The sequence below is a fragment of the Streptomyces sp. NPDC001770 genome, assembly GCF_053596135.1.
This window is the reverse complement of sequence record NZ_JBSFFN010000003.1, coordinates 126,329-148,746: the sequence shown is the minus strand read 5'-3', so window position 1 is coordinate 148,746 and position 22,418 is coordinate 126,329. Positions and strand designations below refer to the sequence as shown.

21 protein-coding genes are annotated in these 22,418 nt (G+C 71.7%); 9 read left to right on the top strand and 12 right to left on the bottom strand.

All coding sequences use genetic code 11. The features are described from left to right. Window positions 1-112: 112 nt before the first annotated feature. The 7 genes from ACWCSV_RS04400 to ACWCSV_RS04370 all read left to right on the top strand — a co-directional run bounded on the left by ACWCSV_RS04400 (window position 113) and on the right by ACWCSV_RS04370 (window position 7,632). Complete coding sequence (locus ACWCSV_RS04400; protein WP_451138374.1) at window positions 113-1,624, top strand: cryptochrome/photolyase family protein; 1,512 nt, start codon at window positions 113-115, stop codon at window positions 1,622-1,624. A 428-nt stretch (window positions 1,625-2,052) separates the two neighbouring features. Continuing rightward, the gene (locus ACWCSV_RS04395) at window positions 2,053-2,901 is read left to right on the top strand and encodes a phytanoyl-CoA dioxygenase family protein (RefSeq protein WP_451138372.1); all 849 of its coding nucleotides are present in this window, start codon (window positions 2,053-2,055) and stop codon (window positions 2,899-2,901) included. A 20-nt stretch (window positions 2,902-2,921) separates the two neighbouring features. Continuing rightward, entirely contained in the window at window positions 2,922-3,488 is a 567-nt protein-coding gene (locus ACWCSV_RS04390) for a DUF6309 family protein (protein ID WP_451138370.1), read from the top strand. Window positions 3,489-3,710: 222 nt separating this feature from the next. Then, window positions 3,711-4,973 carry an aspartate aminotransferase family protein gene (locus ACWCSV_RS04385; protein ID WP_451138368.1) on the top strand — a complete coding sequence of 421 codons (1,263 nt, stop codon included), beginning with the start codon at window positions 3,711-3,713 and terminating at the stop codon, window positions 4,971-4,973. A 175-nt stretch (window positions 4,974-5,148) separates the two neighbouring features. Then, window positions 5,149-6,045 (top strand): TauD/TfdA family dioxygenase, encoded by an 897-nt coding sequence (locus tag ACWCSV_RS04380; RefSeq protein ID WP_451138366.1) that lies wholly within the window; start codon window positions 5,149-5,151, stop codon window positions 6,043-6,045. Next, entirely contained in the window at window positions 6,042-6,788 is a 747-nt protein-coding gene (locus ACWCSV_RS04375; protein WP_451138364.1) for an SDR family oxidoreductase, read from the top strand. Before ACWCSV_RS04380 ends, ACWCSV_RS04375 begins: the two co-directional genes overlap by 4 nt. A gap of 70 nt (window positions 6,789-6,858) precedes the next feature. Then, window positions 6,859-7,632: a class I SAM-dependent methyltransferase gene (locus ACWCSV_RS04370; protein ID WP_451138362.1), complete on the top strand. Its 774-nt coding sequence runs from the start codon at window positions 6,859-6,861 to the stop codon at window positions 7,630-7,632. A 57-nt stretch (window positions 7,633-7,689) separates the two neighbouring features. On the opposite strand, the gene ACWCSV_RS04365 is transcribed toward ACWCSV_RS04370, so the two are convergent. The 10 genes from ACWCSV_RS04365 to ACWCSV_RS04320 all read right to left on the bottom strand — a co-directional run bounded on the left by ACWCSV_RS04365 (window position 7,690) and on the right by ACWCSV_RS04320 (window position 17,473). Next, window positions 7,690-8,115, bottom strand: coding sequence for a thioesterase family protein (locus ACWCSV_RS04365; RefSeq protein ID WP_451138360.1), 426 nt, complete (start codon window positions 8,113-8,115; stop codon window positions 7,690-7,692). A gap of 9 nt (window positions 8,116-8,124) precedes the next feature. Further along, complete coding sequence (locus ACWCSV_RS04360; protein ID WP_451138358.1) at window positions 8,125-9,261, bottom strand: GNAT family N-acetyltransferase; 1,137 nt, start codon at window positions 9,259-9,261, stop codon at window positions 8,125-8,127. After that, window positions 9,258-10,529: an MFS transporter gene (locus ACWCSV_RS04355; RefSeq protein ID WP_451138356.1), complete on the bottom strand. Its 1,272-nt coding sequence runs from the start codon at window positions 10,527-10,529 to the stop codon at window positions 9,258-9,260. Before ACWCSV_RS04355 ends, ACWCSV_RS04360 begins: the two co-directional genes overlap by 4 nt. Before the next feature lie 45 nt (window positions 10,530-10,574). Continuing rightward, window positions 10,575-11,762, bottom strand: a complete 1,188-nt coding sequence (locus ACWCSV_RS04350; RefSeq protein ID WP_451138354.1) for an acyl-CoA dehydrogenase family protein — start codon at window positions 11,760-11,762, stop codon at window positions 10,575-10,577. Window positions 11,763-11,796: 34 nt separating this feature from the next. Beyond that, window positions 11,797-12,780: a 3-oxoacyl-ACP synthase III family protein gene (locus ACWCSV_RS04345; RefSeq protein ID WP_451138352.1), complete on the bottom strand. Its 984-nt coding sequence runs from the start codon at window positions 12,778-12,780 to the stop codon at window positions 11,797-11,799. Between the two features lie 16 nt (window positions 12,781-12,796). Next, complete coding sequence (locus ACWCSV_RS04340; RefSeq protein WP_451138350.1) at window positions 12,797-14,137, bottom strand: aminotransferase; 1,341 nt, start codon at window positions 14,135-14,137, stop codon at window positions 12,797-12,799. A 53-nt stretch (window positions 14,138-14,190) separates the two neighbouring features. Further along, the gene (locus ACWCSV_RS04335) at window positions 14,191-14,928 is read right to left on the bottom strand and encodes an SDR family oxidoreductase (protein WP_451138348.1); all 738 of its coding nucleotides are present in this window, start codon (window positions 14,926-14,928) and stop codon (window positions 14,191-14,193) included. Between the two features lie 5 nt (window positions 14,929-14,933). Further along, window positions 14,934-15,932 (bottom strand): hypothetical protein, encoded by a 999-nt coding sequence (locus ACWCSV_RS04330; protein WP_451138346.1) that lies wholly within the window; start codon window positions 15,930-15,932, stop codon window positions 14,934-14,936. 158 nt (window positions 15,933-16,090) lie between these two features. Further along, window positions 16,091-17,320, bottom strand: a complete 1,230-nt coding sequence (locus tag ACWCSV_RS04325) for an ATP-grasp domain-containing protein (protein ID WP_451138344.1) — start codon at window positions 17,318-17,320, stop codon at window positions 16,091-16,093. Between the two features lie 3 nt (window positions 17,321-17,323). After that, window positions 17,324-17,473: a hypothetical protein gene (locus ACWCSV_RS04320; protein WP_451138342.1), complete on the bottom strand. Its 150-nt coding sequence runs from the start codon at window positions 17,471-17,473 to the stop codon at window positions 17,324-17,326. 121 nt (window positions 17,474-17,594) lie between these two features. On the opposite strand from ACWCSV_RS04320, the gene ACWCSV_RS04315 reads away from it, so the two are divergent. Together ACWCSV_RS04315 and ACWCSV_RS04310 are read left to right on the top strand one after the other, a co-directional pair. After that, a complete protein-coding gene (locus tag ACWCSV_RS04315) occupies window positions 17,595-18,623 on the top strand; it encodes a LuxR C-terminal-related transcriptional regulator (protein WP_451138340.1) in 1,029 nt (342 codons plus the stop codon). Window positions 18,624-18,636: 13 nt separating this feature from the next. Then, window positions 18,637-19,380, top strand: coding sequence for a 3-keto-5-aminohexanoate cleavage protein (locus ACWCSV_RS04310; protein ID WP_451138338.1), 744 nt, complete (start codon window positions 18,637-18,639; stop codon window positions 19,378-19,380). 66 nt (window positions 19,381-19,446) lie between these two features. Here ACWCSV_RS04310 and ACWCSV_RS04305 read toward each other — a convergent pair whose 3' ends face one another. Beyond that, a complete protein-coding gene (locus ACWCSV_RS04305; protein ID WP_451138336.1) occupies window positions 19,447-20,898 on the bottom strand; it encodes a cellulose binding domain-containing protein in 1,452 nt (483 codons plus the stop codon). Next, entirely contained in the window at window positions 20,898-22,406 is a 1,509-nt protein-coding gene (locus ACWCSV_RS04300) for a beta-N-acetylhexosaminidase (protein ID WP_451138651.1), read from the bottom strand. The genes ACWCSV_RS04305 and ACWCSV_RS04300 overlap by 1 nt, the downstream gene beginning before the upstream one ends. Window positions 22,407-22,418 lie beyond the last annotated feature (12 nt).

The following is a 22,418-nucleotide window of genomic DNA, read 5'->3' as shown; positions in this document are numbered from 1 at the left end:
GCTCGGCGTGTGCGGGACACCTCCCGGGCCGTGGTGCGCTTTGATCGGTGGATCAGAGGCTGCGGGGCAGTCTCGACGAGGCAGGACGGGAATCGTCGATGGAGCGCCCGGCATGACTGAGGAAGAACCCACCGCCGCCCACTGGCTGTTCGGCGATCAGCTCGGCCCCCACTTCGCCGACCCGGCGCGGGGCGGACCGGACCGGGGCGTGCCGCTGGTGATGATCGAGGCCCGGAGCGTCTTCCGTCGCAGACGTTTCCATCGCGCCAAGGCCCATCTGATCCTCTCGGCGATGCGCCACCGGGCCGCCGAGCTCGGGGACCGGGTGCGGTACGTCAAGGCGGACACCTATCGCCAGGGCTTGCGCGAGGCCGTGGGGGACGGCCCGGTGACCGTGCACCACCCCACCTCCCACACCGCCCGCGCCTTCGTGGACGGGCTGCCCTCCGTCCGCGTGCTGCCGGCGCGCGGATTCCTCGTGGGGCACGACGAGTTCAGGAAGTGGGCGGTCGGCCGGGGGACGGAGCGTCTGCGCCAGGAGGACTTCTACCGGTGGGTCCGCCGTACGCACGAGCTGCTGATGGAGGGTGACGGGCCGGCCGGCGGCCGGTGGAACCTGGACCACGACAACCGGCAGCCCCCACCGCGCGGCGCGAGCGGACTGGGCGTTCCGGCGCCCTACCGGCCCCGGGAGAGCGACATCGACGCCGAGGTGCGCTCCGACCTCGACCGCTGGGCGCGCGACGGGGACGTCGCGTTCGTCGGCGAGGACGCGCCCCGCAGGTTTCCGGCCACCCGCCGCGAAGCCCTCGCGGCCCTCCGCCGCTTCGTCGAGCACCGGCTCGCCACGTTCGGCGCGTACGAGGACGCGATCCTCGCCGGTGACGCGGCGATGAGCCACAGTCTGCTCTCCTCGTCGCTCAATCTCGGCCTGCTGGACCCCGCGGAGTGCGTCGAACGGGCCGAGGCGCGGTGGCGGTCGGGCGACGTGCCGCTCAACAGCGCCGAGGGCTTCGTCCGGCAGATCGCCGGATGGCGCGAGTTCGTCTGGCACGTCTACTGGTACTTCGGCCCGGGCTACCGGGAGAGCAACGCCCTGCACCACCGCGGCCCACTGCCCGGGTGGTTCACCGAGTTGTCCTCGGAGGGGACCGGCGCGAACTGCGTCGGCCACGTCCTCGACCAGGTCAGGGAGACCGGCTGGACCCACCACATTCCGCGATTGATGATCCTGGGCAGCCTCGCCCTGCAACGCGGCTGGGACCCCCGGGCCGTCACGGACTGGTTCCACCGCAGCTTCGTGGACGGCTACGACTGGGTCATGGTCCCGAACGTGGTGGGCATGTCGCAGTACGCCGACGGGGGCCGCATGACCACCAAGCCGTACACCTCCGGGGGCGCCTACATCGACCGCATGAGCGACCTCTGCGGGACCTGCCGCTACAAACCCTCCGTAAGGGTCGGCGAGGACGCCTGCCCCTTCACCGCCGGGTACTGGAACCTGCTGCACCGCCACCGCGACCGGTTCGAGCACAACGCGCGGATGAGCCGCGCGGTGCGGGGGCTGGACCGGCTCACCGATCTCGACGCGCTGCTGGAGCAGGAGCGCCACCGCCGGGACTGAGGGACAGTCCGTAGGGCACGCCCCAGCCCCACCGTCGCAGGGGTCCCGTCCGTCACGCGCTGCTCGTCCTTTTCGGTTTCCGGATATTCCCCTGGCACGAGCAGGGATCATTTCCGCTTCCGCGGGCGGTGAATTCCGACCGCTTTCACCGCTGTCCGCCGATGCGGCCGACCGGCGGCCCGGACGGGTGCTCCGTGGCCGAAAGACGTTCCTTGCGGCCCCGATGGCCTCAAGATAGCCTCCCGTTTCGTTCCGCCCGCCGATGATCCGGTGGGAGTTCGAACTCGGTCGCCCATGCTCGGAAGGATGCTGTTCTGCCGGTGGAGGAAGGTGTCGTCCGGCCCGTGATCCGGTGCCATTTCGAGTGATCCACAGTGAGAAATCGAAGAGAAATGCACTCAACCTCTGGAGTGAGGGGACGGTACATCTTGCGATCATCCTCCGGGATCGACGAAGCGGAATCCGCCGGGGAGGTGAACCCCGAATCGGTGGAATACGGCGAGGTCATCGTGGCGCGGAAGACCTTCGAGGAGCTCGGCTACCTCGTGCTTCCCGGCTTCCTGCCCCCCGCTCTCGTGGACCGCCTGGTGCCCGAGACGGACCGGTGGATGGACGAGGGGCTGCGCGCCCGGTCCATCGCCTGCAGCACGGGTGCGGCGCCGGGCGCCCACCCGCCCGTGCTGGAACTGGAACTGCCCGCCCACGGCGAACTGCTCGTCCACCCGCCGCTGATGAGCCTGCTGGCCGACGTCCTGGGCGGCCCGTTCGTCCACCACCACATGCACAGCCAGCGGCAGGGGGCCGGCGACACCGGCAAGCCGTGGCACCACGACAAAGAGCCCAACGACCTCGGCGACAGGTCGCTGGTGATGGTCCACGCACTGCACTACCTGGGCGGACTGAACGAGACGATGGGCAGTCTCGCGGTGCTGCCCGGATCGCACCACGAGGACGCGGCCAAGGACTTCCGTGCCGCACTCGGCACGGCCGAGCTGCCGGGGGAGGAGGTGATCGACCGCCTGCCGCGCGGGTCCACGGTCCTGATCAACTCGGCCGTCTTCCACGCCCGGCGCCCCGCCCCGTCCCCCGTGGCCGGACAGGACCGGTACTTCGTCGACGCCTCCTACTGCCGGACCGGCGCCCGGTGGCGGCCCGTGAAGCCGTACTGGCGGTACATGCTCGCCCGGGCCGAAGAGCTCGGCCTCGGCCGCGGGCAGTGGCCCGAGCTTTTCTCCGAGCGGCATTTCACCGAATTCCAGGAGGCGGTGGGACGATGACGGCGGAAAGGAGTTCTCTCGTGCGCACTCTGGAATCAGTCGCGTTCTCCGAGGTGTTGGACGTGTACGGGAAGGACCATCCCGCCGACCGGTCGCACCCGTCCAACACCAATGAGGACGGCGAGAAGAACCTGCACCGGGCCCACACCCTGCTCGGTTCCTGGTACCGGGTCGAACTCGGCCGCGCCGATATTCTCGACGTCGTCCTTCCATGGCACCTCGGTGAATCGGGACAACGGGAACTCGTGCCCCGCACGGGTTTGACGGTCGGTCAGGCCGCGGGAATCATCCGTGCCGATCCGGATGCATATGCCAGAGCCAATCCCGTATGCGCCGCGAAACTCGACCGGTTCGCCCGCACGCCCATGACGCCCGTCTATCTGAGTACCCGGCCGGTCGACCATGTGGACTATGCCGGTCTCCGTATCCGGGAGGGGCTGATCCATCTCGACGGTCTGCACCGCATGCTCGGGTGGGAGGTGGCGGGGAGACTGACCCGCGAGGCGTCCGTGGAGGTCTTCCTCGCCGGCTTCCCCGGCCGGTCGCGTGACGGCGCCGCGCCCCGCGGCGCGGGAGAGGCCGCGTGACGGCCCTCACCACGTCCGGGGTCGCACGGCCCGTGCCCGTCGAAGGGACCACGGACCGCGGGGGCGCGCCCTCGGACCGGGCGACCCCGGCCGGCCTGCTCCGGCCGGCCGAGCAGACCTGCCCGCCGCCCTCCGTCCGCTGACCATCGGCACCCGCCCGTCACGGACCACCACCCCCTCAAGGCCCGGCCCACCGCCACCCCCGAACCCACGAGGTGAACCATGTCCCTGCTGTCGCCCGTACTGAAGCAGGCCACCCCCGTCACCGCAGTCCGAGGAGAAGGGCTGTACCTCTTCGACGCGGAGGGGCGCCGCCATCTCGACTTCACCGCGGGCGTCGGCGTCACCAGCACCGGCCACTGCCACCCGCGCGTCGTCGAGGCCGTCCGTGAACAGGCCGGACGTCTGATCCACGGTCAGTACACGACCGTCCTGCACGAACCGCTGCTCACCCTCACCGAACGCCTGGGCGAGGTTCTGCCCGAGGGGCTGGACAGCCTCTTCTACGTCAACTCCGGCAGCGAGGCCGTCGAAGCGGCGCTGCGCCTCGCACGCCAGGCCACCGGCCGCCCCAACGCCGTCGTCTTCGACGGGGGCTTCCACGGCCGCACCATGGGCGCCGCCGCGCTGACCACGGCCGGCAGCCGCTTCCGGGCCTGTTCCGGCCCGCTGATCCCGGGCGTCGCGGTCGCGCCCTTCCCGCACGCCTTCGAACTCGGCATGGACGAGCCGGCCGCGGTGGAGTACGCCCTGCGCGGCCTCGACCGGGTACTGGCCACGACCAGCGCCCCGGAGGAGACCGCCGCCTTCGTCGTGGAACCGGTGCTGGGCGAGGGCGGTTACGTCCCCGCGCCCGACGGCTTCCTCGCCGGGCTGCGCGAACGCGCCGACCGGCACGGCATCCTCTTCGTCCTCGACGAGGTGCAGAGCGGATTCGGCCGGACCGGCCGGTTCTGGGCGCACGAGTACGAGACCGGGGCCGCGACCCCCGACATCCTGGTGACGGCCAAAGGCCTGGCCAGCGGCTTCCCCCTCTCGGCGATCGCCGCGCGGGCCGAGGTGATGGGCCGCGCCCGACCCGGCTCACAGGGCGGCACCTACGGCGGGAACGCCGTGGCCTGCGCCGCCGCTCTGGCGACCCTCGACGTGATCCGTGACGAGGGGCTGGTCGCCAACGCCGCCGAGCAGGGCCTCAGGCTCGCCGAAGGCCTGCGCGAGGTCGCTGCTCAGAACTCAGCCGTCGCCGACGTCCGGGGGCGCGGGCTGATGCTGGGCAGCGAGTTCCGCCGCCCCGACGGCTCGCCCGACCCCGACACCGCACGCCTCGCCCAGCAGACCGCCGCCGAACTCGGCCTGCTACTGCTGACCTGCGGGGTCTGGGGCAACACGGTCCGCATGATCCCCGCCCTCACCGTCACCGCCGACCAGATCGACGAGGCCCTCACCCTCTGGTCGAAGGCCGTCGCCACCGCCGTGCACGACTGAGCCCGCCCGCCGCCCGTACCGGTACGAGCCGCATCGGTACGCGGGCGCGACCGGCAGCCGCACCGGTTGGCGGGCGCGACCGGCAGCCGCACCGGTTGGCGGGCACGACCGGCAGCCGCACCGGTACACGGGCACGACCGGCTCGTACTCCGTACAGCAATGAGAAGGGACCCCGATGGACACCGCCCCGCGCGACGACTCGCCCCCGCTCCCGCTTCCGTCCTCGCTCTCCTGGGACACGGACCGTCTCCGGGCCGGACGTGACCTGTGGTGCCTCACCCCGGGCGACCAGGACCGCGACCGCCTCTGGGCGGCCGCCGGACGACCGGGCGAAGAGCCCGATCCGGTCTGGGAGGGCCTGCGCTCCCGGGTGCGTACCGGCCTCGACGCCTTCGGCTTCGCCCACGTACGCCGGTTCTTCCCCGCCGAACCCGCCGCGGACCTCGTCCAGGAGAAGGAGGTCACCGAGCGGGCCGCGCGTCTCGTCCGCGACTTCGGCGCGGTCGTGCCGCAGAACGGCGACGGCGACCTCACCCAGGTGCTCCGGCGCCGCCCGGGGGACCCGGACGAGATCGGCTTCCACTGCGACACCTGCGACTACCTCGTGCTGCTCTGCCTGCGTCCCGCCGCCGAGGGAGGCGCCACCCGCGTGGCGGGCGCTCAGCACATCCACGACGCGCTCGCCGCCGAACGCCCCGACGTGCTCGCCCTCCTCGGCGAGAAGTGGTACTTCGACCGGACCGGCCGCGCGGGCAACCCACTCATCCACACCCCGATCCTCGCCACCGCACCGGACGGACCGGTCACCTGCTACTACCAGTCCCGTACGGTCAGGGCCTCCGCCGGACACGGCGGGCGGCCGCCGCTCGACGCCGCCCGCGTCGAGGCGCTGGACGTCCTCGACGAGGTCCTCAACCGCCCGGAGACGGCACATCCGGTCATGCTGGCCTCCGGAGACCTGCTGATCATCCGCAACAGCCGGGTCATGCACGGGCGTTCACCGTTCACCGACGCCCCCGAACCCCTGCACCGGCGGGTGCTCCGCCTGTGGCTCGACGAGGAGACGGCGTGAGCGGCGTCGCCGTCGTCACCGGTGCCGGAAGCGGGCTCGGCCGCGCAGCTTCCCTGGCGCTGCTCGGCGACGGCTGGACCGTCGTCCTGGCGGGCCGGCGCCCCGACGCGCTGGAAGGAACCGCCGCGCTGTCACCGGCCGGCCCCGGCCGCACCCTCGCCGTGCCCACCGACATCACCCGCCCCGACGAGGTGGCGGCCCTGTTCCGCGCCACGACCGACCGGTACGGCAGGGTGGACCTCCTCTTCAACAACGCCGGCGCACCCGCGCCCCGTGTCCCCGTCACCGAAGTGGAGTTCGACGACTGGAACCGGGTCATCGGCACGATCGTCACCGGCACGTTCCTCTGCTCGCGCGAAGCCTTCCGCGTCATGTCCGAGCAGGACCCCGGGGGCGGCAGGATCATCAACAACGGCGCCCCCTCCGCGCACGCGCCCCGCCCCCACTCCGTCGCCTACACCGCGGCCAAGCACGCGGTGCTCGGCCTGACCCGCGCGCTCTCCCTCGACGGCCGCGCCCACAACATCGCCGTCGGGCAGATCGACGTCGGCAACGTGGCCCCCACCGACGGCGCCCCCCAGCCGGCGGCACGTCAGGCGGACGGCAGCACGGCGGTGGAGGCGACCCTGCCGGTCTCCCACTTCACCGACGCGCTCCTGCTGATGGCCTCCCTGCCCGTCACCACCAACGTGCAGTCCCTCACCGTGCTGCCCACCACGATGCCCTTCGTCGGACGCGGCTGACCCCGCGACCGCGCCACGGCCCCACCGCACCCGTACCACAGCCCCGCCCCACCGACCGGAAGAGGCGAACATGCTCGGCGAGACCGCCCGTACCTGGCTGCGACGATGGGACGAGCAGCAGGAGCGCTACAGCCCGGACCGGGAAGAACGCTTTCAGGTCGTCATCGACATCGTCGCCCTGTCCCTCGAACGGGCCGGGACCGCCTCCCGGCCCCGCCTGGTCGACCTGGGGTGCGGCACCGGCTCACTCGCCATCCGCCTGGCGGATGCCTTTCCCGGCGCCGACACGGCCGGGGTCGACGGCGACCCGCTCCTCCTCGGCCTCGGCGAGGAGGCCGTCAGCGGTACACCGGTACGCCTCCTGGAGCGCGACCTCACCGTGCCAGGCTGGGCCGACGAGATCGGCCCGGCCGGTTCCTGGCATGCAGCCGTTTCCTCCACCGCCCTCCACTGGCTCGCCCCGGACGAACTCGTCACGCTCTACCGCACCCTGGCCGAACGGCTGCGCCCCGGCGGGGTCTTCGTCGACGCGGACATCCGTCCCCCCGCCGCCGACCCGTTCATGGTCGAACTCGGCCACCACATCCGCGCCCGCCGGGGGCAGCGGACCGGCCGTCGGGGCAGCGAGGAGTGGGCGGACTGGTGGAAGATCTTCCTGGCCGCCCCCGAACTCGCCCCCCTCGCCGAAGCCCGGGCCCGTTCCCCGATCGCCCACCGCACCTTCAACGAACCCCACGGTCTGACGGCCGCCGACCACATCGGCCTCCTGCGCGACGCCGGGTTCTCCACCGCGGCCACCGTCTGGCAGTGCGGCGACGACAGCGTCCTGGTCGCCGTCCGCTGACGCCGGAGCCCCTCCCGACGCCGGACGGCGGGCTCGGGAGGGGCTCGGGGCGGTCGTTCAGGCCGTGCGCCGGCCGAGTTTGTCGGTGAACCGTGCCCTGTCGATCAAGGCCCGGGTGTGGTGCCCGCGCAGGACGGATCCGTGGGAGTCGTGGGCCTCCACGTCGAAGGTGAGCTTGCGGCCGTCGGCCCGGGTCAGGGTGGCGCGGACGGTGACGTCGTCACCGACGGTCGTCGGCGCGAGGTGCGCCGAATCGTGGGCCAGCCCGACCGTCATGTCCCCTTCCGGGACAGCGTTTTCGACGACCTTCATCGCGGCGATCTCGCTGAGCCAGAGCAGGACCGGGGTGGCGAGCACCGGCAGGTCGTTGCCCCAGTTGGTGGCGGCGTCCCGGACGGTGACCCGGTGGACGAGCTGCGCGCTCGTGCCCACGAGGGCGTCGATGCCGGAGAGGAGGGGTTCGGGTGCGGAAGGCGCGGTCATGTGGGGTCCTCAGGTGTGCGAAGGGGTGGACGGGTTCCGGTCACGTCGTTCCCGGAGGTCGTGCAGGTGCTGTCGGGCGGCGTCGTCGAGAGGGACGAACCAGGCCTCGCGCGGCTGGGTCCGTGCACCGCGCCGCTGTTTGGTGGCGTCCGCGGTGATCGAGAGGTCGAGACGGCGTACGCCGTGCGCGTAGGCCCACCGGATGGGCTCGTGCAGGGCGGCGCCGAAGTACACCGGGGCGTCGGCACAGCCTTCGGGGTCGAAACCTGCCTGGCGGACGTACGCGTGCGTGCCGCGGCGCACCAGGGAGGTGAAGCCGACGTACGCGCCGTCGCGACGGGCCCGTACGAGCAGGGCGTCGTCGCCGAGGTGGTCGAGGTAGGCACGGTGCAGGCCGGTGGCCTCCTCGACGGCGTATGCGTGGCCGTGCTTGCTGTACAGGCCCAGTTCCAGGGGGACGATCCATTCGAGGTCGTCCTCGCGGAGGGGGGATACCTCGAACTCCACCCCGGATTCCCGCAGTTTGCGCAGGTCCGCCTTCTCCTTCGCCCGCTGCTTGCGGGGCAGCGACGCCATCCAGTCCTCGAAACCGGCACCGGGCAGTCCGAGCACGTTCGTTCCGTGGGAAGGGAACCGGACACCGCCGTGGGCCAGGAACGCCGCTCTGAGGTCGGCGTCCTCGGGCGAGCAGTAGAGGGCGGCGAGGCAGGAGGCGCCCCGCTCCGCCGCGTGTTCCGCCGCGGCGCCCAGGAGCCGGGTCAGGGCCTGCGGGCGCGTCCAGGTGGCGCCGGCCGTGTGGAACCTGCTGTGTCCGGGGCGTCGGCCGCCGATGGTGAACGCGGGCAGCAGCGGGCCGGGGTGCTCCCCCTCCGCGCCGTCCGCCAGGAACAGGTCGGGCCGGGCGAAGGGCCAGGGGTTGCTCGTGGCGTCGAAACCGTAGGAGGGGGCGTACGCTGCCAGGTCCTCGCCGTGGACCCAGGTGTGGAAGGACGGACCGGGGTGGGCCTGGTCCTCCACCAGGAGCCACGGTGGGCTGCCGTACAGGTGGGGGCACTCGCGCACCAGCGGGTGGTCGAGGGTGCGGGCCGTCGGCCGCGGGGTGATGCGGGTGCCGGTGAGGACGGCGGGTTCTTCGGTGAGGGTCACGTGGTCTCCGGAGCAGGGGGTGCGAAGGAGCGTGCGGACAGGGTCATGGGGACGGCGGCCGCGAGCACGATGCCGCCGGCGAGGACGAGGACGGCCCGGGGCCCGTAGTGGGAACCGACCACGCCGGCGAGTGCGGAACCCAGGGGGAGGCAGCCGAAGGCGATCAGCCGGTACGCGGAGGTGACCCGGCCGAGGAGTTCGTGGGGGACGGCACGCTGCCGGTAGGACACCGTGATCACGTTGATGAGGATGAGCAGACCCGTGCAGCCGAGGCCGACGCCGAGGACGAGCGGGGTGGGGCGGATGCCCGGCAGGGCGAAGCCGATACTCATCCCCGTCAGTCCCAGAGCCATGCAGACGGGGTTTCCGAGCCGGGAGGTGGCGAGGGGAGCCAGCAGCCCCACGACGAGACCGCTGACGCCGGCCACCATCAGGAGGGCCCCGTAGGCGGTGCTGCCGAGTCCCAGCGGGCCCGGCCGCAGTGCCAGCAGGGGGAGCGCGGCGTAGACGGCGGCCCACGCGATGTTCAGCGCGCCCACGCCGACGGCGTAGACGGTCAGGGTGGTGTCGCCGAAGAGGAACCGCAGCCCGGTCCGGATGTCGGACAGGACGCTGCCCTTCTCCACGGGTGCGGCGGCGTCCGGCCCGTCCTGCTCCTCATGGCCCGGCACGGCCGGCAGGGCCATGAGGAGCAGGACGGTGGCGAGGTAGAGGGCGGCCGTGGTGCCGAAGGCGAGGCTCGCCGACAGTCCCAGCAGGAGCCCGCCGACGGAGGGGCCTGCCATCTGGTTGGTGGTGATCTCCGCGGCCTGGAGGCGGGAGTTGGCGCGTTCCAGCAGGGCGGGCGGCACGAGGGTGGGGGTGGTGGTGTGGAAAGCGGTGTCGAAGACGGTCTCGCCGATGCCGAGGAGGAAGGCCGCCGCCGCGAGCAGCGCGATGTCCGCCCGGTCCAGCATCAGCGTCAGCGCGGTGGCGCCGAGAACGACGACACGCGCGGAGTTGACGATCCGCATCAGCCGCCGTTCGTCGAAGCGGTCGACGAGGACCCCGGAGAAGAGGGCGAACAGCAGCCAGGGGAGGCGCGCCATCACGGCCACCACGGCCACGCCGCCGGCACCGCCGCCCAGATGGACGGCGGTGACCGGCAGCGCCACCTGGTAGATGCCGTCCGCCAGGTTCGATCCCGCGCAGGCGTTCCACAACCAGAGGAAGGGCCGCCCGAGCCGGGGCGAGGACGGAACGGCGGGTGCCGTCGGGGTTGCGGTCATGTCTTCCTCACTCGGAGAAACGTCCGCGGGGAGCGGACCGCCGGGTCATCCCGGGTGGTTGGCCAGCATCTGGTTGAGGATGTTCTTGCGCTGCATCTCGCTGGTGCCCCCGGCGATGAGGGTGCCGAGCGCGTCCTGGACCACGCGTGTCCGGGCGCCACGCATGTACCCCGCGTGCCCTTGCAGACGCATCAGGTTCTGGGCCGCCTCGACCAGCCCCTCCGATCCCACGAGCTTGGCGACGGAGCACCGCAGGGAGGCCTGGGGGTCGCCGGCCACCAGAGCGTCGATGCCGGCCCGGGCGGTGGCCCTGGCGATCTCGATGGTGATCCGGATGTCGGTGATGCGTCCCTGGACGTACTGGTGGTCGAGGATCGGCGTGCCGAACGCCTCGCGCCGTCGGGTGAAGTCGACGGCCTCGTCGAGCTGGGGTTCGAGGAAGGCCGCGATGACCAGGCCGTAGAGGGCGCGGTCGAAGCCGATGATGTCGTAGAGGGTCCGCAGGCCTTCGCCGGGTACGCCGAGTACCGCGGGCTCGGGCAGGGCGACGTCGTGGAGTTCGATGGCGCCGGTGGGGCTGGACCGCAGGCCGAGGAGTTCCTCGGCGGGGCCGCGCCGGACCCCGGGGCTGTGGAGGTTGACCAGGAACAGGGTGATGTCGCGCCGCCCGAGGTCGGGGACGCGGCCGAGGATGAGGGCCCGGTCGGCGACGGGGGCGTTGGTGATGTGGTCCTTCGTGCCGTTCAGCGTCCAGCCGTCGGCGGTGCGGGTCGCGACGGTGCGGGTACGGGCGACGTCGGAACCGCCGTGGGGTTCGGTCAGGGCGGTCGCTCCGACGGCCCCCTTCATCAGCTGGGGGAGTACCGAACGGTGGTGGAAGTCGTTGCCGTGCTCCACCAGGGCCCGTACGAGGCCGGCGTGAGCGATGAGGGAGAGCACGAAGCCCAGGTCCCCGCCCGTGCGGGCGATGTCGGCGACGTGTTCGGCCAGGTCGGCCCAGGTCCCTCCGATGCCGCCCAGCCGTTCGGGGACGCCTATGCGCCACAGGCCGAGGTCGGCGAGGCGCTGCCAGGACAGGCGGTCCAGGATCTCGGCCTCGTAGGCGGCGTCGGCCCTGCGGGCGACATGGGTCCGGGCGAATTCCGCGAACGAGTCGTCGTGCGGGAGCGCCGCGGGTGCGCCGTCGTGCTGCGGGGTGACCAGGCCTGCGTGGGCCATGGCGGGGGCGGTCATGTGAGGTGGTCTCCAGAGTGAGGGGGTGGGTGGGTCAGTACCAGCGCATGACGAGGGCGCCCGCGGTCATCCCGCCGCCGACGGCGGCCAGGACGACGACGTCGCCGCGGTGCAGTCTCCCGGCCGCGGCGGCCTCGTCCAGGGTGATGGGCACGGAGGCGGCGGCGGTGTTGCCGTAGCGGTCCACCGTCATCGGGACCCGGTCCATCGGCACACCGCAGCGGTCGGCGCACTCCTCGATGAGGCGGGCGTTGGCCTGGTGGGTGATGAGGAGGTCGACGTCGTCGACGTCCAGCCGGGCGGCGGCGAGGGCCCCCTTGACCACCTGCGGGACGGCCTGGGTGGCGAAGTCCCACACCCGGCGGCCGTCCATGCGGAAGTAGTGGCGGCGTTCCGCGACGGTGCGCTCGTCGGCCGGTTCGAGGGTGCCGCCGGCCGGGATGCCGACCACGTCGAGCTGGGTGCTGTCGGCCATCAGCTCGCAGCCGAGGATGCCGTAACCCTCGGGGACCTCGCCGAGGACGGCGGCTCCGGCCCCGTCTCCGAAGAAGACGCAGGTGCCGCGGTCCTCGTAGTCGAGTATGCGGCTGTACGCCTCGCACCCGACGACCATCACGTGGCTGTACTGGGAAAAGGTGTTCATCAGTCCCGCCGCCGCGGCGGTGGCGTAGACGAAGCCGCTGCACACGGCTCCGACATCGAACGCGGGTATCTGGTGCAGGCCCATTCCGGCGTGCAGGTTGCAGGCGGTGGAGGGCTGGATGCGGTCCGGCGAGCTGGTGGCCACGACCAGGGCGTCCAACTGCTCCGCCGCGATGTCGTGGTCCCGCAGTGCGGCCAGGGCGGCCAGACGGCCGAGGTCCGAGGTGCTCTGGTCCTCGTGCGCTCTGCGGCGCTCGCGGATGCCCGTCCTGGAGGTGATCCAGGCGTCCGAGGTCTCCACGGTCCGGGCGAGGTCTTCGTTGGTGACGATGTGGTCGGGCAGGTACGAGCCGGTGGCGACGATTCCGATGGCCATCGGGCGCTCCTTGGAGTCAGGCCGCCTGCTGGAGGCGGGGCGAGTCGACTACGTCGTGGTACGCGGCGGTGAAGCGCTCCATCAGGTCGTCGATCTGCTCACCGGTGATGATCAGCGGGGGTGCGAAGACCACGGTGTCCCCCATGGCGCGCAGGAGGAGCCCGCGCTCCTTCGCCGCCCGCAGAACGGCCTGTCCGAACTGCCCGGGCTCCAGTCCGGCGGCCGCCGGGTCGAACTCGATGCCGCCCAGCAGTCCGTGGCCCCGCACGTCGCGGACCGCCTCGTCGCCGCGGAACTTCTCCAGCCCGCGGGCGAGGCGGGGAGCGACCTCCCGCACGTGGCCCGGGATGTCGCGCTCGCGCACGATGGCGAGGGTTTCGCGGGCGACGGCGGCCGGGACGGGATGGCCGGAGTAGGTGAAGCCGTGGCCGAAGGTGCCGATCTGCTTGCTTCCCTTGGCGAGGGCGGCGCTGACGCGCTCACCGACGAGCGTGGCGGAGATCGGCAGGTAGGAGGAGGACAGCCCCTTGGCGGTGGTGATGATGTCCGGGGTCAGGCCGAACTCCGTGGTGGCGAACATCGATCCGGTGCGGCCGTAGCCGGTGATGACCTCGTCGGCGATGAACAGGATGCCGTGCCGGTCCAGGACCTCCTGGAGGCGGGCGAAGTACCCCGCCGGCGGGATGATCAGGCCGCCCGCTCCCAGAATGGGTTCGGAGATGAAGGCCGCCACCGTCTCCGGTCCGGCCTCCTCGATGAGGTTCTCGAGGTCCTCCATCAGCCAGTCGACCTGCTCGGCGTCGGTGAGGCCCCGCGAGGACGGGTGCAGGGGGTTGGGGCAGTGGGCCGAGAGGAAGTCGCCCGTGTCCAGGCCGAAGCCGTGGTGGATGTGCGGGAGTCCGGTGGCCGAACCGGCGGCGAGGGTGGTGCCGTGGTAGCCGCAGTTGTGCGAGATGATCCTGCGGCGTTCCGGCCGGCCCTGGGACCAGTGGTAGTAGCGGGCGAACTTCATCGCGCTGTCGTTGGCGTCCGAGCCGGAGTTGCCGAAGAACACCTTGCCCATGGGGATGGGCGCGATGTCCACGATGTCGGAGGCCAGCGCGAGCGCGACGTCGTTGGTGCGGTGGTTGAACGAACCGTAGAAGGGGAGTTTGTTCATCTGCCGGGTGGCCGCCTCGACCAGGCGCGGCTCGCTGTAGCCGAGGGTGACGCTCCACAGGCCGGCCACGCCGTCGATGAACGACTGCCCGTCCTCGTCGCGTACCTCGATGCCGGATCCCTCGGTGATCACGTGCGGCCGGGTGTCGAGGTAGAGGGCGCTGTGCGGTTCGAGCATGTGCGAGATCGCTTCAGGCATGAAGGGGACTTCTTCCGTGGACGGGGCGAAGGGGCGGGGCGAGGGGGCGGGGCTCAGCGGCCGCCGCCCACCTCCAGGACGGAACCGGTGATGTACGAGGCGCTCGGGGAGAGCAGGAAGACGGCGGCCTCGGCGACCTCCTCGGGGGTGCCGATACGGCCCATGGGTACGGACGCCCTGAGGCGCTCGGGGCGGCCGGGGACTCCGTTGGCCAGGTGGAGGCCGGTCTGGATCAGACCGGGGGCCACCGCGTTGACACGGACGCCCTCGGCGGCCACCTCCTGGGCGGCGCCCCAGGTGTGGGTGTTGACGGCGGCTTTGAGAGCGGCGTAGTGCACCCACTCGTGGCCGCCCCCGGTGCGGGCACCGGTGGACGAGATGTTGAGGACGCAGCCTCCCGAGCCGCCGCGGCTGCGGGACATGTGCCGCAGGCCCTGACGGGTGCACAGCACGACGCTGCGCAGGACGGCCCGGTAGGCGATGTCCAGCTGCCGGATGTCCAGGTCGACGACCCGGCCCAGACCACCGGTGACGCCCGCGTTGTTGACGACGGCGGTGAGCGGGCCGAGCTTCTCCACCGCGGTGGCGAAGAGGCGTTCGACCTCGTCCTCCTCGGTGACGTCGGCTTCCACGGCCAGCGCTTCGACGCCCGCCTCCCTGAGGTCGCGGACGACCTCTTCGGCGCCCGCGGCGCTGGACCGGTAGTTGACGCACACCGGCCGGTCCAGCGCCGCGGCCCGACGGGCGATCGCGGCCCCGATGCCCTGGCCGGCACCCGTAATGATGATCATGGGAATCAGCCGTTGACCACGCCGTAGCGGTCGCCGAGGAAGAACTCCTCGAACGCCTTGCGGGTGTAGACGTTGTGCGTCTTCATGAGCCAGCGCTGCTTGAGGCCCTCGATGTCGTGGATGGCGTTCACCTCCCGGCCGTGGACGACGTCCCGGTTGGAGAAGGTGACCGAGTCGCCGGGCCTGGACACCCGCATCTGCTTGCGGCTGTGCAGGGCGGCCACGAAACGGTCCAGGACCGCTTGCGCCTCCTCGTCCAGGCCGCGGGTGCGGTCCTCGAAGACGCGGGCACCCTCGTCCTGGTTGATGACGGCGTGGTTCTGGGCGCGGCGGTTGCCCAGGACGTCGCCCTGCCGGGTGGAGACGTCGTCGAAGGGGGTGTGGAACCGGGGCTGGGACAGGATCTCGCGGTCGCCGTCGCTGAGTTCGTCCAGCGCGTGGACGGTCACGGTGAAGGTCGAGTACACCTCGTTCGTGGGCGTGTCCCGCAAGGTCAGCGTGTTGACGAAGTCGGGGCTGACGAAGTGGTTGGCGAAGTCCCGGTGGAACTTGAGGGTCCCCAGCGTCTTCTGCGACTGGGAGTCGAACATCGACTCCTTGGGATAGATGTCGTGGAAGAAGTCGCCCTCGTTGACGCTGAGGTGCCCGATGATCTCCGTGCCGGTCAGGACTCCGTAGGCCGCGAGGAAGCCCTCGGCGACGAAGGTCTTCTTCAGGCGGTACTTCTCGTGCACCGGGTCCGCCGAGCCGAACCGGGGCAGGTCGAGGTCGATGGGCGCGTTGCCGATGACCACCAGCGGCGCCTTCGAGAAGTCGCGGAGCATCGACATCTCGCAGAAGTCGGTGAAGCGCGAGCCGAGCCGCTGGTCGCCCCGGAGCCGGGACATGTCGGCCATGTAGCTCTCGAAGTCGCTGTAGGGGTTGGTGGCGATCTCCAGGAGGACCTCGCGCAGGGCGTCGCGCTCGGCGTCGGTGAAGACGAAGTCGTAGTCGATCTGTCGCATGGAACGTCCTTCCATCGGGGCATGCCGGTGCCGTGGCACGGGCGGAACAGGAGGGGTGGCACGCCGGACGGGGTGCCACGGGAGCGGTCGGACGCCCCCGGCACGGCCGGGGGAGCCGACGGCATGGGACGGCGTCGCCGGGAGCGGCGCCGGGAGGCTCAGTCGGTCACGACGGCCGTATGGGAATCCAGGGCCGACAGATCCTGGAGGAGGACGTCGAAGTCCTCGTTCCACAGCAGCACACTGGCGGCGAAGTCGCGGATGTCCTCGGGAGCCTCGGTGGTCTGCCCGGTCTCCACGTTCCACTGCCAGTGGTGGTCGCTGAGCAGCGTGGCCCGGTGCAGTTCGCGTATCCGCCCTTCGACCTTGGGGAAGTAGACCCAGGCGGCGTGCGGACCGACGCCCTCGCTGCCGGGCAGTTCCTCGCCGCGCTGGAGGCGGAAGTGCGCCTCCTCGATGTCGAGCCCCCGGCGGATGCGGCTCGTGGAGGGCACGAGGGCGGCCGGCGCCCGGGCTGCGATCTCCAGGAACACCAGTTCGCCGTCGGGGCGCCGGTAGATCTCGTGGTGGTAGACGCCGTGGGACGGCTTGTCCGGGAGGGCCTCCAGAACACGGTGGTTGAACGCGAGGAGCGACGCGCGGACGGGATGGTCCTCGGGGAGGGTGTGGCTCGCGCACACCTTCCCGTGGACGTAGTCGTAGCAGGGGTGGAGGTAGGCGTTGGCCTCCACGTGCACGACCGCTCCGCCGCTGACGGCGGTGTCCACGTGGTAGAGGGTGCCCCGGAGGAACTCGTCCACCTCGTACCTGCGGTCGCCGGCCGTCGCCGCCCAGTCGCGGAGTTCGCCCGCGTCTGCCAGCTGCCTGGCCCCGACGCTGCCGGACTCGTCCAGCGGCTTGACGAACATCGGCCAGCCCAGCGCGTCCTCCAGCCCGGCCACGTAGCGGCCGGCGTCGGCGGCGTAGGCGCCGGCGTCCCATTCCTGGTGGCGCGGCAGGCGGACACCGGCCCCCTCCAGGGCCCGCTTCATGGCGATCTTGTCGATGAACGGCGCCAACTGGCCCGGCAGGTCACCTGCCAGCCCCAGTCGCCTGCGCACCTCGGCGACCGCTCCCAGGGAGTACTCGTCGTGGCAGAGCAGAGCCACGTCGTCCCGGTCGGCGGCGGGCAGGGTCTCCCGCAGGGACTCGACGCACGCGGTGAGCGCGTCGGCGGTGAACTCCTCCAGCACCGCGATGCGGGAGAAGGCGTCCTCGCGATGGCGCTTGACCAGCTTCTGGTGCTGTGCGGGACTGGCGATCAGCCAGGTGCGCCGGTGCGGACGCACCAGCACCGCGGGATCGATGCGGAACGAGGCGACGTTCTGGACGACGATGTCGGTGCGCACGTCTCAGCCCTCGTCCCGCGGGACGAGGTCCCAGATGTTGCCCTCGTCCTCGGCGTGAGCCTTCGCCGCCGCAGGTACACCGTCGAACACGGCGGTGGCCGGCAGGGCCGCCGCGGCCACTGTGGCGCCACCCGTCGTCCGTATGCGTTCCATCAACTTCCTCCAGATGATCGGCGTCTGACCAACCGACGGTTATCCGGGTGTGCCAAGGGCATGCGCACCCCTGTGTGACAGCAAGTGGCCGGACCACTACTGGACAGGGGAGAGTGAACGCGTGAGTGCGGACTATGACCCGCTGGACGTCGAGCTCTACCGGGCTGAACTGCAGAAACCCCGGTACACCGACGAGGAACTGGCACGCGGGCTGGGGCTGGACCCCGCCGAGGTGAGACGCCGGAGACAACACCTCGCGGATCTGCGGCTGTTGAGACGGGTGGACGAGGACACCTGGGTGGCCGTCAGCCCGCACGCGGCGGCCGACGCCTTACTCGGCGACGAGGAGAGGGAGCTCGAAGAGCGGCGGATGAAGCTCGCGCGGCGCAGGGAGGACCTCACGGCGCTGACGGCGGAGTACCTGGAGGCCCGGAGCCTGCGCTCCAGCGCCGCCCACGTCGAGACCCTGCACGGCCTGGAGACGGTACGAGCCGCTCTGACCGAGCTCGCCGCCCTGTGCACCACCTCGGTGGACTCCATGGTCCCCGGCGGTGCGCAGAGCGACCGGGCCGTCCAGGCGGCTCTTCCGCTGGACAGGGCCCAGCTGGACCGGGGCATCGCCCTGCGGTGCCTGTTCCTCGACTCGGCGCGTTCGCACCCCGGTACTCAGCGGTATCTGAACGAACTGCGCGAGGCCGGGGCGGAGGTCCGCACGACCTGTCTGCTGCCCACCCGCCTGGTGCTCTACGACCGGAGGACCGCCGTCATCCCGCTGGACGCGCGCGACACCGCGCGGGGGGCCGTCGTCGTCCACGACCCTCCCCTGGTCGCCCTCCTCGCCCACCTCTTCGACCTCTACTGGGGGCAGACCGTCCCGGACGCCCCGCGACACGAGCATCAGCTCAGCAGTACCGAGCAGGCCATTCTCCGTATGATGGCCGCCGGTCAGCTGGACGAGGCCATATCCCGGCAGGTCGGCCTTTCGGTCCGTACCACCCGGCGCATCATCAGCAGCCTGACGCGGCGTCTGGGCGCCAACAGCCGCTTCCAGGCCGGGGTCGAAGCCGTCGCCCAGGGCTGGATCGCGCAGCGGCCCGCCGGGCACGAACCGGCTGCTCCTCCGGCGTCCGACAACGTCCACACCTCCTGAGGCGGAACACCCGATGCGGCACCACCGTGAACCCATCCAGGCCTGTCTGAACGGCCGGCGCGACGCTACGGACCACCGTGCGGTGCCGCTCACGCCGGATCAGCTGGCCACCGCCGCACGCTCCGCGATGGCGGCCGGAGCGGGCAGCGTGCACATGCATCCCCGGGACGGGGAGGGCGAGGAGAGCCTGGACGTCCTCTGGGTGGAGCCGGCGGTCCGGGCGGTGCGCCGCGTCTGTCCCGGACTGCCGGTCGGGGTGTCGACCGGCCTGTGGATGTGCGGCGGCGACGCCGCGGTCCGCAGGGACACGGTGCTGAAATGGGCTGCGGCGGAGGACCGTCCGGACTTCGCCTCCGTCAACCTCAGCGAGGCAGGGTTCGAGGAACTGGCCGAGATCCTGGCGGAGATGGGCGTGGGCGTCGAGGCGGGGGTCTGGTCGGAGCGCGACGCTCTCGCGCTGCTGGGCGGCACCCGCGCCGACTCCTGCACGCGGGTGCTCGTGGAGCTGATCGACCTGCCGCCCGAGCAGGCGCTGATCCGTGCCGACCGGATCATGGACCTGCTGCGGCGGGCGGATTGCACGACGCCGGTCCTGCTGCACGGGGAGGGTGTTTCCACCTGGCCGGTCCTCGACAGGGCCCTCGCTCTGGGGCTGGAGACCCGTATCGGTCTGGAGGACACCCTCGTGGACCCGGACGGCGGCGCCGTGGCGGACAACGACGCCCTGGTCCGCCTGGCACTGTCCCGTACGGTCTGACCGCGAACCGGGGGACGGGCGCCCGCGCGAGCGGCGTCCGTCCCCCGGTCCGGGAGGGCGGAGCGGTCAGGAGGCCGGCACGGTGTCCTCGAATGCCTTGCCCGCCGCCCGGTAGGCGGCTACCGCAGCGGTGACCTGGGCCGGGGTCAGCACCTGGTCCTTGGCGTGCAGCACCCAGTCGACCTTCTGGTCGTAGGCGCGCGGGGTGGTGCTGGTCTGGCCCGCGAGGTCGATCAGCCACTGGTTGAAGTTGATGGACATGGGGCGTTCCGGCAGGTAGCGGGAGTCGTGGCGCCCGAACTCGACGCCGTCGATGTAGTACACGATGGAAGTGTCGTCGATGGTGAGGACGAGGTCGTGCCAGCCCGCATAGCTGATACGCGATTCGGAGTGCTGGTTGACCGCCTCCCACGGATCGGGGCGGTAGGTCTCCCAGGACGTGGTGTAGAGGATGTTCGAGGGCTCGCCCCAGCCGCCGTTGGGCAGGTACTCGAAGTCGTACTCGGCGTAGTCGTCGGCCATCGGGGCCTTGAGGTCGTTGATGGTGAAGAACGTGGACACGAGGTGGTCCCCGTCGGGGCCGTACTTCGGCGCGTCGGCGAACCGCACCCGGGCCGCGTAGGTGCCGTTGCGGAACTTCGTCGCCTTGGTGAGGACTTCGGCCTGCTTGGTGCTCTCCGGTGTCCCTGCGGTGGAGGTCTCCAGGTTCATGATCGAGTTGGTCCCCTCCTTGGCGAAGGTGACGTTCTCGGCCGGCCAGCTCGCGCCCGGCACCCCGGGACCGCCCGAGTTGGAGCGCACGTTCCAGCCGTGCGCGCCGATGGACGGGTCGCTGTACGAGGTGTAGTTGAAGTCGTCGAAGAGCCTGGTGCCGCCGGCGGGCGGGTCGGTCGGAGGGTTCGTCGGGCCGGTGGGGTCGGTCGGGTTGTTGCCGGTGGGCGCGGTGCCCCACACCTGGGTCCCGGCCACGGTCGCGGTGACCTTGGACCAGTTGGCGTACGAGGTCTGCCCGGAACCGAAGGAATAGTCGTCCGCCTGGTTCAGCGGCTGCCAGTTCGAGCGGTAGAACCGCAGCTGCATGTCCCCCGTGTCCGAGCCGGGGGCGAGCGAACCGGCCCCGGCGGTGAAGCCGATCTCCAGGTAGCGGTCGGCCGTCGCGGTGGGGCTGGCGAGGGTGCCGAAGGTGCCCGTGATGTTGGCGCACCCCTTGACCGCCCAGGAACAGGCGTAGGTGTACGAGGCTCCGGAGTCCGCCTTGAAGTAGTAGCGGATCTTGACCTGGGCGAGCGAGACGGACGTGCTGCCGGTGTTGACGGCCTTGAACCAGGGTTCCGCCTGGTCGGAGCCGGTGGAGCTCTGCCGGTACTGGACCGTCAGCGCCTCGCCGGCCGCGGTGGCGGGTACGGCCGCCAGGGTGGCGCAGCCGAGTCCGGCCAGTGCGGCGGCGGCCAGGGCGACGCGGACGCGGGAGACGCCGGGTCGGGGGGTGCGCTCTCTCTTGTTCGTGCTGGTGCTCATCACCTGGGGGTCCTCTCGGGATGGTGGAGCGTGGAGGGACGGCTCGGCACTCCGAGGGCGTCGAGCCGGGTTCTGTGGTGGTCCAGCCGGGTCCGGAATCCGTCCCAGTCGTGGCCGCCGGACCAGGCGGTGTCGGCCAGGGCGCACAGCCGGGGGAAGACGAGGTACTCGGCGTGCGCCGCGGTGGGCACGTACTCGGTCCACAACTGCGCCTGCGTGCCCAGCACGTGGGCGGCGTCCGCCGCGTCCCAGTGGGCGGGTGCGGGGTCGGTGGCGTAGACGGTCGGCAGGTCCACCGAGAAACCGGGCTGGCCGGGCGGCTCCTCGGGGCGCGTGGACTGCGGGTAGTCGAGGTAGGTGGAGCGGTGCGGGGTCATGATGACCGGATGGCCGTTGCGCGCCGCCGCGAGGCCGTGCTCCTGGTCCAGCCAGGCCAGTACGGTGAACGAGCCCGGCAGGTCGTCCCCGGATTCGGTCCACCCCAGCGGGCGTCGGCCGTGCTCGGTGAGGAACGCCCCGACCTGCCCCATCAGCCAGCCGCGGAGCGCTTTCGGGCTGCTCAGCCCCTCGTCAGCGACGCGCGCCAGCGCGGAGGGCGAGGCGTGCCACTCGTCGGTCGGGCACTCGTCGCCGCCGACGTGGATGTACGGCGAGGGGAAGACCTCCATGACCTCGTCGAGCACGGTCCGGCAGAAGTCGAGCGCCTCGTCGTGGACCCCGAGGACGGTGTCGCACACGCCTTGGCGGTCCCAGACCTCCAGCCGCCGGTCGGGGAAGTTGCCGAGGTGCGGGTAGGCGGCGAGGGCGGCGCGGACGTGGCCGGGCATCTCGATCTCGGGGACGACGGTGACCCCCCGGTCGGCGGCGTACGCGACCAGGTCGGTCAGCTCCTGGCGGGTGTACGCGCCCCCGTGCGGCACCCCGCCCACCTCGGTGAGCCGGGGGTAGGCGCCGACCGGCATCCGCCAGCCCTGGTCGTCGGTGAGGTGCAGGTGCAGCACGTTCAGCTTGTGCAGGGCCAGCAGGTCCGTGAAGCGCCGCAGGAACGAGACGGGCTGGAAGTGACGGGCCACGTCGAGCATCGCCCCGCGCCAGGCGTAGCGCGGCACGTCCGTCGTCTCCAGGCAGGGGATCGACCACGCTGTGCCGTGCACCGGTTCGGCGGAGAGCGCGACGGGCGGCAGGAGCTGACGGAGGGTCTGGACGCCGTGCAGCAGACCCTCCGGCCGGGCCGCCCGCAGCAGGACGGTGTCCTCGCCGACGGTGAGCCCGTACCCCTGGTCCCCGAGGCCGGTGAGACCGCGATCGAGAGCGAGGACCACCCGGCCGTCGTCCGCGAGGGGCAGCGGCAGTCCGGTCGCCGGGGCGAGCAGGGTGCGCAGCAGCAGGGCGGCGGGCTCGGTGCCCGCGGTCGCACGGATCGCCGTGGCGGTGTCGAAGGTGAACCGGCCCCGTCGCAGGTGGAGCCGTAAGGGGCCCGGTACGAGGCCGAGACCGGTGGGGGGCATGGACACGGTTTC

Coding starts and splice junctions, on each gene's coding strand:
- ACWCSV_RS04400 (WP_451138374.1), top strand. CDS start 113: ATGACTGAGGAAGAACCCACCGCCGCCCACTGGCTGTTCGGCGATCAG.
- ACWCSV_RS04385 (WP_451138368.1), top strand. CDS start 3,711: ATGTCCCTGCTGTCGCCCGTACTGAAGCAGGCCACCCCCGTCACCGCA.
- ACWCSV_RS04380 (WP_451138366.1), top strand. CDS start 5,149: ATGGACACCGCCCCGCGCGACGACTCGCCCCCGCTCCCGCTTCCGTCC.
- ACWCSV_RS04370 (WP_451138362.1), top strand. CDS start 6,859: ATGCTCGGCGAGACCGCCCGTACCTGGCTGCGACGATGGGACGAGCAG.
- ACWCSV_RS04365 (WP_451138360.1), bottom strand. CDS start 8,115: ATGACCGCGCCTTCCGCACCCGAACCCCTCCTCTCCGGCATCGACGCC.
- ACWCSV_RS04355 (WP_451138356.1), bottom strand. CDS start 10,529: ATGACCGCAACCCCGACGGCACCCGCCGTTCCGTCCTCGCCCCGGCTC.
- ACWCSV_RS04350 (WP_451138354.1), bottom strand. CDS start 11,762: ATGACCGCCCCCGCCATGGCCCACGCAGGCCTGGTCACCCCGCAGCAC.
- ACWCSV_RS04345 (WP_451138352.1), bottom strand. CDS start 12,780: ATGGCCATCGGAATCGTCGCCACCGGCTCGTACCTGCCCGACCACATC.
- ACWCSV_RS04340 (WP_451138350.1), bottom strand. CDS start 14,137: ATGCCTGAAGCGATCTCGCACATGCTCGAACCGCACAGCGCCCTCTAC.
- ACWCSV_RS04335 (WP_451138348.1), bottom strand. CDS start 14,928: ATGATCATCATTACGGGTGCCGGCCAGGGCATCGGGGCCGCGATCGCC.
- ACWCSV_RS04330 (WP_451138346.1), bottom strand. CDS start 15,932: ATGCGACAGATCGACTACGACTTCGTCTTCACCGACGCCGAGCGCGAC.
- ACWCSV_RS04320 (WP_451138342.1), bottom strand. CDS start 17,473: ATGGAACGCATACGGACGACGGGTGGCGCCACAGTGGCCGCGGCGGCC.
- ACWCSV_RS04310 (WP_451138338.1), top strand. CDS start 18,637: ATGCGGCACCACCGTGAACCCATCCAGGCCTGTCTGAACGGCCGGCGC.
- ACWCSV_RS04305 (WP_451138336.1), bottom strand. CDS start 20,898: ATGAGCACCAGCACGAACAAGAGAGAGCGCACCCCCCGACCCGGCGTC.
- ACWCSV_RS04300 (WP_451138651.1), bottom strand. CDS start 22,406: ATGCCCCCCACCGGTCTCGGCCTCGTACCGGGCCCCTTACGGCTCCAC.